This window comes from Syntrophales bacterium, from assembly GCA_030655775.1.
Taxonomy (GTDB): Bacteria; Desulfobacterota; Syntrophia; order Syntrophales; family JADFWA01; genus JAUSPI01.
Genome location: JAUSPI010000223.1, coordinates 1 through 9,634, shown reverse-complemented (window position 1 = coordinate 9,634; position 9,634 = coordinate 1). Strand labels below are relative to the sequence as shown.

Annotated in this window: 13 protein-coding genes; 12 read left to right on the top strand and 1 reads right to left on the bottom strand. The window is 44.8% G+C overall.

Going from position 1 to position 9,634, the window contains the following annotated elements; translation table 11 throughout:
- Positions 1–273: 273 nt before the first annotated feature.
- Genes Q7J27_12430 through Q7J27_12385 form a run of 10 tightly spaced genes read left to right on the top strand, consistent with a single transcriptional unit; the run spans position 274 to position 7,988 of the window.
- Positions 274–1,002, top strand: a complete 729-nt coding sequence (locus Q7J27_12430) for an AIM24 family protein (protein MDO9529945.1) — start codon at positions 274–276, stop codon at positions 1,000–1,002.
- 1 nt (position 1,003) lies between these two features.
- A complete protein-coding gene (locus tag Q7J27_12425) occupies positions 1,004–1,630 on the top strand; it encodes an HD domain-containing phosphohydrolase (GenBank protein ID MDO9529944.1) in 627 nt (208 codons plus the stop codon).
- Positions 1,576–2,130: a tetratricopeptide repeat protein gene (locus tag Q7J27_12420; GenBank protein MDO9529943.1), complete on the top strand. Its 555-nt coding sequence runs from the start codon at positions 1,576–1,578 to the stop codon at positions 2,128–2,130. The genes Q7J27_12425 and Q7J27_12420 overlap by 55 nt, the downstream gene beginning before the upstream one ends.
- Positions 2,127–2,573 (top strand): lytic transglycosylase domain-containing protein, encoded by a 447-nt coding sequence (locus Q7J27_12415; GenBank protein MDO9529942.1) that lies wholly within the window; start codon positions 2,127–2,129, stop codon positions 2,571–2,573. Before Q7J27_12420 ends, Q7J27_12415 begins: the two co-directional genes overlap by 4 nt.
- Positions 2,574–2,579: 6 nt before the next feature.
- A complete protein-coding gene (locus tag Q7J27_12410; GenBank protein ID MDO9529941.1) occupies positions 2,580–3,365 on the top strand; it encodes a hypothetical protein in 786 nt (261 codons plus the stop codon).
- On the top strand, positions 3,358–4,776 hold the full coding sequence (locus Q7J27_12405; protein MDO9529940.1) for a type IV secretion system DNA-binding domain-containing protein: 1,419 nt from the start codon (positions 3,358–3,360) through the stop codon (positions 4,774–4,776). Before Q7J27_12410 ends, Q7J27_12405 begins: the two co-directional genes overlap by 8 nt.
- Complete coding sequence (locus tag Q7J27_12400; protein ID MDO9529939.1) at positions 4,763–6,460, top strand: HD domain-containing protein; 1,698 nt, start codon at positions 4,763–4,765, stop codon at positions 6,458–6,460. Before Q7J27_12405 ends, Q7J27_12400 begins: the two co-directional genes overlap by 14 nt.
- Positions 6,461–6,472: 12 nt before the next feature.
- A complete protein-coding gene (locus Q7J27_12395; GenBank protein ID MDO9529938.1) occupies positions 6,473–6,727 on the top strand; it encodes a hypothetical protein in 255 nt (84 codons plus the stop codon).
- Between the two features lie 16 nt (positions 6,728–6,743).
- Positions 6,744–7,460 carry a hypothetical protein gene (locus Q7J27_12390; GenBank protein ID MDO9529937.1) on the top strand — a complete coding sequence of 239 codons (717 nt, stop codon included), beginning with the start codon at positions 6,744–6,746 and terminating at the stop codon, positions 7,458–7,460.
- A 36-nt stretch (positions 7,461–7,496) separates the two neighbouring features.
- On the top strand, positions 7,497–7,988 hold the full coding sequence (locus Q7J27_12385; GenBank protein MDO9529936.1) for a hypothetical protein: 492 nt from the start codon (positions 7,497–7,499) through the stop codon (positions 7,986–7,988).
- A gap of 839 nt (positions 7,989–8,827) precedes the next feature.
- Here Q7J27_12385 and Q7J27_12380 read toward each other — a convergent pair.
- Complete coding sequence (locus Q7J27_12380) at positions 8,828–8,971, bottom strand: hypothetical protein (GenBank protein ID MDO9529935.1); 144 nt, start codon at positions 8,969–8,971, stop codon at positions 8,828–8,830.
- 46 nt (positions 8,972–9,017) lie between these two features.
- Between Q7J27_12380 and Q7J27_12375 the strand changes: the two genes are divergently transcribed.
- Both Q7J27_12375 and Q7J27_12370 read left to right on the top strand, forming a co-directional pair.
- A complete protein-coding gene (locus tag Q7J27_12375) occupies positions 9,018–9,212 on the top strand; it encodes a hypothetical protein (GenBank protein ID MDO9529934.1) in 195 nt (64 codons plus the stop codon).
- 27 nt (positions 9,213–9,239) lie between these two features.
- Positions 9,240–9,473, top strand: coding sequence for a hypothetical protein (locus Q7J27_12370; GenBank protein MDO9529933.1), 234 nt, complete (start codon positions 9,240–9,242; stop codon positions 9,471–9,473).
- Positions 9,474–9,634 lie beyond the last annotated feature (161 nt).

Here is a 9,634-nt window from a genome sequence, read left to right as displayed (position 1 = left end):
CCGGCACTTCACACAAAAAACAGTCCTCCCCCCACCTGCTTGATCCCACCTGCTTGATCCCGCACCCACCACTCCGAACAACATTTCAAACTCCCTACCGGTTAACACCCCTCAAAACATCTCTTTTCCATAAAATAGTGGCACTCGTGTTCATATATAGTGCAGTGGAAGTATAATGCTTTCCTTGCATGGATGCTATCCCTGACCGGCAGGCTCAGGGTAAAAATAGAACGCCTGCTCATTTAAATAAAAAAGTTAAAGAGAGGACAGAAAATGTACATACTTGAAAGACAAAGTGACCTCTACTCAATAGAAGGTGGCAATCTTGAGGTTCTAAAAATACCCGTAACCCAACAGGTAACACCCTTCGCTGAGGCGGGGAAGATGGTTTACATCACGGGCGATGTAAGTTTCGAAACCCATTTGCCCGACAACAAAGGCATTGTCGGGGGAATGTTAGGCAAGATAGTTGGAGCGGGCAAGCGGTTAATGGCTGGTGAATCTCTGTTCTTTACTTATTTCAGGGGTCATGGCGAAGTTGGATTCGCCGGAAGCGTACCTGGCCGGATACTGCCTATAGGTCTTAACGGAAACACCGTTTTAGCTCAACGTGACGCCTTCATTGCCGCCGTGGGTGACGTGGGTATATCCGTAGCCTTTCAAAAACGAGTTGGTGCCATCCTCTTTGGCGGTGAGGGTTTTATCCTGGAGAAGATATCAGGAGATGGGATTGCCTTTATTCAGGTTGCAGGCGATCTCCTCTCTTTTGATCTGAGTGCCGGAGAAACGATGCGCGTGGACACCGGTTCCGCGGTCGCGTGGGATGACAGTGTCACATACAGCATAGAAGTTATACGCAGTGTCAAATCCGCCTTATTCGGCGGTGAAGGACTTTTCTTTACCACGCTCACGGGACCGGGCACGGTAATCGTACAGACAATGACCGCATCAAAACTGAGGCAGGAACTCTGCGCGCCAATCATGAAAAAACTGGGGAAATAGCATGGTAGGGGAACAACGATTACTTCAGCTAATAACACCGGAATCAGGTTTTGATACTTACACAATCGAACACCAGAAAGAAGTAGCCAATATATCCAATGCCATAGCCATAGAGATGGGTCTATCTGACAAGCAGATACTATGCATTACCCTTGGAGCGGCTTTCCACGATACCGGAAAGCTTTTTCTTCCAAAAAGGTTATTGGGAGAGAAAGGCGGGTTAGGTGATGCCGAGATCGGATTGATAAGGCAGCACTGTTTTGATGGGATGGCGCTGCTGAAATCTATTGGCATTGCCCCCTGCATATACCAGATAGCTTTTCAGCATCATGAGAGACTGGACGGTTCAGGATACCCCGGGGGCCTCTCAGGTTCTCAAATCTCACTTGAATCTCGAATAGTGGCAGTAGCGGATGTGTTTGACGCCATGGTACGTGACCGCTTGTATCGTCCGGCGCTCAGTGTAGATATGGCGCTGAATGAAATAAATATAAACAAGGGAACCCTGTACGACCCCGAAGTTGTGGACATACTATACTCCATACCGAATATTAAAGAAGGAAAGGGAATTTCATGCGAACGACTGGAAAATTGTCGGACAACCATCCGGACAAGGAAATGGTTCTGACCGCCGCAAAAGAGTTAAACAAGAAGGGGCTTTTCTGCGTGGAGTACGGAAACTGTGGGGATGCCATACGTAATTATACACAAGCCATCGATTTGTGCCCCTCCTACAAGACACCTTATTATTATTGCACAATAGCTTATATGCGTCTCGGAGATTACCAAGGTGCGTTAAATACCATAACCGCATTAATTGCTTCGTGTCCACCAAAGGCGTTTTTATATGAAATGCGTGGAAACATTCATTTCTGCATGGAGAAATATACTGCCGCTGTTGAAGACTATGACAGGGCTATCAAGATAAATCCCGATCAGGCTTCTGCTTATTATGGTCGTGGAGTTGCCTATGCGGAAACAGGAGATAGTAAGAGGGCCGCTACTGACATTATTAAATCAGCAGACATGGGACATCCTGACGCCTGGCTTTTGATGGCAGAGATGAAAAAAGAGAAGGGGCACGAAACCCTCACAAGGAAAAGAAAGAGAGATGGAACTTTGTCATGAACAAAAGTTCGACATCAACTTTACACCTTATTCTTCTCGTATATGCCATTTTTATTTTTTCAGCCGGACCAGCCTCTGGATTTTGCTTCAATGAAGCCGGCACTTTATTTGACATACCGCCAAAGCTTCTTCAGGCAATTGCGAAGGTTGAAAGCAATTATAATCCGGTTGCCGTACACTGGAACAGCAATGGTTCTTATGATTATGGGCTGATGCAGATCAATTCATGGTGGGCTTCCCCTTCCCGGTTAGGTGAGGACGTATGGTCAACGATTGGTGATCCCTGCACCAATGTCATAGTCGGTGCGGGGATATTAGCCGATCTGATCGAACATCACGGATATGCCTGGAAAAGTGTTGGATACTACAACTCCGGGAACAAGAAGAGGCAAAAGCGATATATTGACAGGGTTTACAGGGCAATGCGGGAGCTTAGGGAGTAATGGGCATTGTTAGACTTTGGGAAAATAGGAAAATCTCTGCATGAAATATCAAAAACATACCAGATATCCTGTCTCGCGGTGATAGACGAGGTGGAGAATGCGCTTGGCTCCGCACTGACCAGGGTGCATGGCTACGACGTAGATGTCCAGATCACGGGCAACGGTACCCCCGGCCTCAGAATAATAGGATATAAGGGGACACGTGAAGGATGTACGATCAATAGAATATATCCCGAGACACTAAGCAAACACACCGTGAGATTTCTGCACAAGCGGCTTGCGACAAGGTTGAATGAGCGGGCAGTGTTGGAAGAATTCTTCACTCTTGCCCCGCTCCAGCGTCATGTATATGAAGGAAAAATATATAAACCCCCCTTCCCCGGTAAAGAGCTTTACGTAGACGTCACACATTATGACCGTTATTTTGGCATCAAAAGTTCCACAGCAGCTATCTGTAAGTATAGATGGCAGCCCTTATCTGAACGGGGAAGATACAGACTTGGCGACACGCTTATGTTTTATGTTCTGCGTGTCCGGGCAGTGCTGGTGAATGGGTATCCCAGACTGGAGATCTATGTAAGCCGGTCATCGAAAAGCCTGGTGGACAGGCTGATAAAAAAATACATAGCCGATGAAACCGGCAATCCGGCGGTCGGTGATATTAAGTGTATAAAACGTGTAGCAAGCGCTTACAGCAGAGTGGTATCCACGGTACGGATAGATCCGGAAATACTGGACAGGGTATCAAAAGAAGTAAACGAAGTAATCAGGGTAGAGGTGGTTAATGCTTAATATTGGAAAGCGGGCAAAAGCAAAGAAGTTTCATAAAGACAACAGCACTCTTTTAGGAGAAGGATATTCCCTTACAGATAAAACCCTGGACGGAAAGATACCCCTGCCACAGGAGCTATATGTTCCCGACGCTGACCGCAGTGGTCACATGTGGTGTTTTGGAACTACCAGGGTAGGCAAGACCAAGATCATAGAAAACATGGTTGAGCAGGATATTCGTAAAGGGTATTCAGTAATCGTTATAGACCCCAAAGGTGAAATAAGCCTTTTCTCGAAGATTGTTCAGGTAGCTGAAGAAACGGGGAGATTAAAGGATCAGTTAATGCTCATGACCCCTATCTGCCCTGATTGCAGTGTACAGATAAATCCTCTTTCACACTACAGCATGTCGGAAGAATTGGTTGGGCATGTAGTTTCTGGTATTGACATAGGGAAAGAGCCGTTCTTTTTTAACGTTGCCTATGAAATATCGCTGGTAATTGTGCAGGCCATGATTTTAGTCGCAACGAAGAAGGAAGCGCATTACAGAAAAGCATTTAACCTGAATGATATAAAAAACAACGTATCCAAAGACAAGCTTAAAACGCTCCAGGAGCAAGTAGACGAGTTTCAGGACGATCCTGATCCTCAAGTTGTGGATTACGCAACACAGTTAAGTCTGGATATGAAGAAAATTATCGATTCCCCTCCGGACTATTACAGTAAGATCTCATCTAACCTCAGAGTCGCATTGATGGAGCTGACCAGTGGGAATATAGGAAAGATAGTAGGGACAGCACGCAGCAACAAACTGATATCGAAGCTGGAGAAGAACGAACCCGTTATTTTTGCAGCACATCTTGGCGCCATGATAACCCGCAGGGCGGCTTCCACACTCGGGAAAGTAATCATATCCATGCTCCAGAGTTTTGTGGGACGCAGGCTTGCAGACGGAGGAAAGGTCACCCCACCGTTGTGTCTATACATAGATGAGGCCCAGGACCTGCTTTATCATGGTATTGACAACTTTTTTGCCAAGGCAGGCGGCGCCGATGTGTGGATACACGGTTTTGCCCAGAGCGTATCTCAGCTGTATGCCAAGATCGGAAAGGATTACGGCAGGACAATCCTTGACAACACGAATACGAAGCTTTTTATGCGTGTGCCTGATGCGGACACGGCATCTTATGCCGCTGAGCATTTTGGAGAGAAGAAGAAGTATGAATCTATTTTCAACAGCGATGGCGGGATAACCGTCAGAGAGCAATCCGAGGACATCATAAGCCCATCAGACATACTTAATTTAAAGGCCAGGGCCTTTTATTTAATGACTTATGGCGGAAACTATAGGGGAAAGAGCATGGAAAGTTCACCATCAAACCTTGAAGTAATATTCCCCTATGCCGGAGTAGTTGGCCATGCCGGAGCCTAAAAAGAAGAGCAGGTTTGTGATAAAATTGGCAGTATTTTGCGCACTCGCCTTTTTGGGGATTGTCGTACTTAAACACTATTTGACCTGCATTCCCCCTATATACATACGCTACTTTGAAGGCATCATAATTATTGGGATACTTGTCTTTATCAGCAGGATATTCTGGCACAAGATACATAAAAAACCGGTATCTCTTGCTTACGGCGACACGCAGCCGGTCGAAAACAAAGCAGGGGGGAAGATGAGCGTCCTGGACGGATACAATGCAATCAATTGCCCGGACGGTACCAGACACATCGACATTGAAGACCTGTCGCGTCTCTGGATTGACACTGTCGGAACGAAAAACAATACCAAGGCCAATCAGGAACATCAGCGCCAGGAAACAACCCCCCCGCAAAAGAAAGACGAAGAACAGAAAAAAGATAAAGAGCAAAAGTTCACTCATCCTGACATCACCGAATATTACCATAACAACATTATGGCGAGAGAAGTTGGGTTTATGAACGAACCTGCCCGGTTATCGACTGTCACGGAAATACTGGACCTTATTGACCGGTACGGGGAGTGTCCTTCCGTTGTTGACCTCGGTGCGACATATAGCGGGGCTGGCGAAACGGAGCCGGACTACAAGTGGTACAAAACTACGGCCACGGAGAAAAGCACCACATGGGATATATTGAGAATGTGCACCCTGCGGGAACATTTACTGAACGTTGCAAAGAAAGTCGAGAGTATGCACCCTGAAGATATAAGGACCCCCTTGTTTATTATTGCAGCACTTGCACACGATCTTGGAAAAATTCCCGAATTCAGGGAAAAGGGTTACATAATGGGGGATCACCCTATAATCAGCATGGAGATATTGAAAAATAAAGTTCCTGCATTTAATAACCTTCCCGAACAAGACATGAACAATATCATGACAGCGGTATTGAACCACCACAGGTCGGAAACAGAAAACGAATGGACTAACGGTCTTCAGAAGGCGGACAGGGATTGCAGGCAACAGGAATTAACGAAATATACATCGTTTAAGGGCGAAGAATATATAGAAACCGAAGAGATTAAAAACCTCTTGGATCCTCCCAAACTCTGGGACAGAGAGCGGGAAGAACTACCCTCTGAATCCTCTGTACAGAGCGAGTATGAGAGGGTTGATATGTCATGGTTCGATATAGGTGAATTCTTTAAAAAGTTAAAACCAAGGATAAACAAGTTGAGCGATGACGGCAAGTGGTTCCATGTGGTTTCAATGTCTGACGGGAACGTCTATGTCTGGATTGGTACAGTGACAGAGATCCTTCTCACCCTGGCCGGTGAGCATCAGGAACTGAACATCCTGGCCCTTGCCAGCAATAGTCAGGGGGAACACAGCCTGCTCGCTTCGGCAATGGATATATTCAAGAGCAATAAGTGTGTAGATCGAGTGAAGATACGGGACGGTTATTTTGGCAGGTGGTTTGAGGTGTTGCATCAATACCCCGCCAGCGAAAAAGGCAAGAAGTGCAGAGAGAGGACCCATGGCTTTTTCGGCATACCCTTCAGAATCGAAAACTTTAATTGTAAGCTGGGCGATCTTGAAAAGATGAAAAAGGATGACATCATAAAAAGCATCAAGAGTTTCTCGATTAGTACAAAAAAAGACAACGAAAATAGTGGCACTGCTGTTCCTATACAGTAGGGAGAAAGAATTTTGAACGAATATTTGAATTACATAAACCCGTTAAAATATTTTACGACGGACCAGTATTCGTCATTCTGGCAGAATCTATTCATTACAACGCTGTCAGGTTTTTGGGCCAGGATGCTGGTCGTGCTGTTTTTGGGATTAGCTATCTGGTTTGGTATACGGAGAGAACGGATAGCTTCAGGTTTGGCGTTTTTTGTCATAGCTATATTTATAGCTTACGGTGGCGGTATTTTAAAGCTTATTAGTGTGATGCGATAATTGGGGAGTAGTCAATATGGCAGGAAATAGTGGTGGAGCTCCGTTAGTCATCAGCTCCGATCAAAAACACAAACCGACAGGCTTTATAGACGCAATATCCCAGATAGAAAGGAACAATGAGTTGGAGAGGCAGGGAAGCGATATTCCAATGAGGCTCTTCACGACAGGGCAGAGACTTGAGTTCTGGGAAGTCGGGTGTAAAAGCACGCTGTGGAGCGGAATCATATCTATTCTTATCACACCGCTGGCAATAGGCGTTATTGAACAGATGATACCCATATTCGGGGAGATTAACCCATCTATGGGTGACCAGCTCATTGCACTCCTGTTAGCGGCCAGCTTTGCGATAGGCTATGCCTTTTTTTTGGGAAGGATCGGGATGTTATATGACGGCAAGTATACGAGAATGATGATACGGAGCTTTCTAAGTGGTGTTTTCATGAGTGGCATCTTTAAAATCGTTTTCGCCATGATATTCTACCATACTCTTGTCTTTGTCGTATTTACAGAAGACCGATTGTCGAGAATCCTGTTAATGCTCCACAACAAGTGGTTTTCAGTACCGATGGCAACCCTGGACTCCTGGTATGTGTTTCTGCTCAACTTTGGGAATGTCCTTATTTTATCGGCATACTTTATAGCCGTCACAACGACGATATATATAACCGTTCCATATATATGCATCATGATCAAGAAGTGGAAAAAGAGGAAGTATTCTCTTGAGTGTGAGTAAAAAATCAAAAATACAATTTTAAGGGAGAGGTGCGGCATGGCAGAAAAGAATGAGGACGTAAAAAAGAAATCCAGGGAAGAGGTTATTCAGGAGATAACAGACCGGAAAGTATCCCTGGCACAGGAAAGAGATTCAAGGGTAACCCTTGTCAGAACGAACGATACGAAAGCATTGCTCGATATGCAGCCCCCGATAGACAAGGCGCTCAGGCGGTTAAGGCAGGATATGGGGATCAACCCCAAATACACCAATGAGCTTGTCGGCGGGATAATCAACGAGTTTCACGATATGCTTGTTGACCTGTACAGATTTGCGGAGAAGGTAACGGGGCTTAGCGGTTTACCTTTCAGACCCCCACGGCGGTTTCATGCTTATAAAACGGGAGAGGCTGTCCCCGAGGAAAAAGTTGGGGCCGAAATTGTTGATGTGGAAAAGGCAGACAAAGCAAAGCCAGCGAAAACAGCAACAAAAGCAGTGAAAGCAACAGAAGCAGTAGAAGCAGCAGAAACAGCAGAATCCGCAGGATAGTCAAAAAAAAGTAAAAAAAGTTCTTGACATCTGTTGTAAGGCTGTTAAAAATAGAATTAAGAATTTTATTTCTCTATCCAGAGAGACCCTCGTTAGGCTGGATGCCTTTACACAAAAGGAACCACGAGGCCCTAATTTATCGGTAAGCGATTACAAATTTAAAATCGGTAGTCCGGTATCTGAGACTGGCAGGCATGCCAGGCTAAAAAAGGGAGAGATAGAAGCCTTCCTGTCCGTATCCATCAAGGATAAACAAAGGCTTCATTGCGCCCTTAAAAGAGAACTTCCCTTGTGGAAGCATAAAGGTAATATAAATTAAGACTTATCAGCTCGTATGATCAAGACCGGAGGGTCTTTTTTTGTATGGTAAATTCGTTACCCTGAGCAAAAACACTTTAACCCCGGAGGGGAACATAATCCCCTTGGCGAGAACTGTTTCCTCTCTGCAATTAGCAGAAAGGAGGCAGTCATGAAGGCGTTTATGATTATCAACATCGTAACATGGGGAACGGTAATTGTGGCTTTAGCTTTTGTATAAGCAAAGTCAAAAAAGAAATCCCGCCATTATTTAAAATCCCAAAACAAGTTATTTTGTTACTCCCGGAGGGAGGCACGATTCTCTCTCAGGGAGAGCTGCGCCTTTTTTCCGGGAAAAACCGAAAAGGAGGTTTATTGTGTTTACCACGATTAAACGAAAAGAGTTTATCTGCGGTTTTGCACTTAATTTAGCAGCATGGGGGATGGTGACGGTAGGAATCATCGTATTATGAGAAAAATCAAGAAAGGGAGAATGTCCAAAGATTAGAAGGTTGACGATAAGTAAAAACCACACCTGACAATCAGCAACCCTGCCGGTAAAGACAGTACGTTTCACTGACAGTGGCAAAGTCTTTCTCCTGAACAGCTAAGAAAAGCGGGTAAATCCTGGAGGAACCGTGACGCTCGATAAGAGTATCATAAGCATGTTTTGAATATGCCGGCATTTAATCCAGGGGCCCGCTTTTTTATGCAAAAAAAAAGGTAAGTAAAATGAAGATCTTCACTAACAAAGGATTTATTTTTGTTCCACAGGATACGACTTTAGTGGATTTAATCCATGAAGTTGAAGACGGCTTAGGCTTAGGGCGTTTAGACTTAACAGGGGTTAACCTGAGGGATTATCATGAATGGTTAACAGAATCCGGTTATAGCGAAAAAAGATCAATGCCCTTTGGTGATTATTAATCTTTTAAATTATTTGAGGTGAAAACGATGGAGAACACGTGGTTTTTTATCGACCCATCGACCGTTGATTCCAACGTCTTTGGTCTTGATGAAGTTTATGCTGTTAAGGTGAAAGAATACGTTGGGAACGGTGATGTGCGTTGTTTTACCCTGAAAGGTTGGAAGACTTTCGCAGACCTGCTTGATTATGATCCGCGAACAGGACGAAAAACGACACGTGCGAAATGGTTTATTTTTGCAGCTCAAGGGTCGCAGATGTAAGCTAAACAGTTTTAAGTTACGGTAAAAGCGGTAAATCCGGGCATATCCAAACATGCCATGGTCCCGCTTTTTTTATACAAAAAAGAGGAAAATTTAATGGACATGACACAGATAGATAAAAAACAAATACAAGGGCTGGTAGCCGAGAGAAATTTATATAG

Excerpts from the sequence above, each read along its gene's own strand:
- Q7J27_12370 (MDO9529933.1), top strand. The coding sequence starts at position 9,240 with ATGGAGAACACGTGGTTTTTTATCGACCCATCGACCGTTGATTCCAAC.
- Q7J27_12415 (MDO9529942.1), top strand. The coding sequence starts at position 2,127 with ATGAACAAAAGTTCGACATCAACTTTACACCTTATTCTTCTCGTATAT.
- Q7J27_12425 (MDO9529944.1), top strand. The coding sequence starts at position 1,004 with ATGGTAGGGGAACAACGATTACTTCAGCTAATAACACCGGAATCAGGT.
- Q7J27_12380 (MDO9529935.1), bottom strand. The coding sequence starts at position 8,971 with ATGCCGGCATATTCAAAACATGCTTATGATACTCTTATCGAGCGTCAC.
- Q7J27_12385 (MDO9529936.1), top strand. The coding sequence starts at position 7,497 with ATGGCAGAAAAGAATGAGGACGTAAAAAAGAAATCCAGGGAAGAGGTT.
- Q7J27_12405 (MDO9529940.1), top strand. The coding sequence starts at position 3,358 with ATGCTTAATATTGGAAAGCGGGCAAAAGCAAAGAAGTTTCATAAAGAC.
- Q7J27_12420 (MDO9529943.1), top strand. The coding sequence starts at position 1,576 with ATGCGAACGACTGGAAAATTGTCGGACAACCATCCGGACAAGGAAATG.
- Q7J27_12430 (MDO9529945.1), top strand. The coding sequence starts at position 274 with ATGTACATACTTGAAAGACAAAGTGACCTCTACTCAATAGAAGGTGGC.
- Q7J27_12390 (MDO9529937.1), top strand. The coding sequence starts at position 6,744 with ATGGCAGGAAATAGTGGTGGAGCTCCGTTAGTCATCAGCTCCGATCAA.
- Q7J27_12375 (MDO9529934.1), top strand. The coding sequence starts at position 9,018 with ATGAAGATCTTCACTAACAAAGGATTTATTTTTGTTCCACAGGATACG.
- Q7J27_12400 (MDO9529939.1), top strand. The coding sequence starts at position 4,763 with ATGCCGGAGCCTAAAAAGAAGAGCAGGTTTGTGATAAAATTGGCAGTA.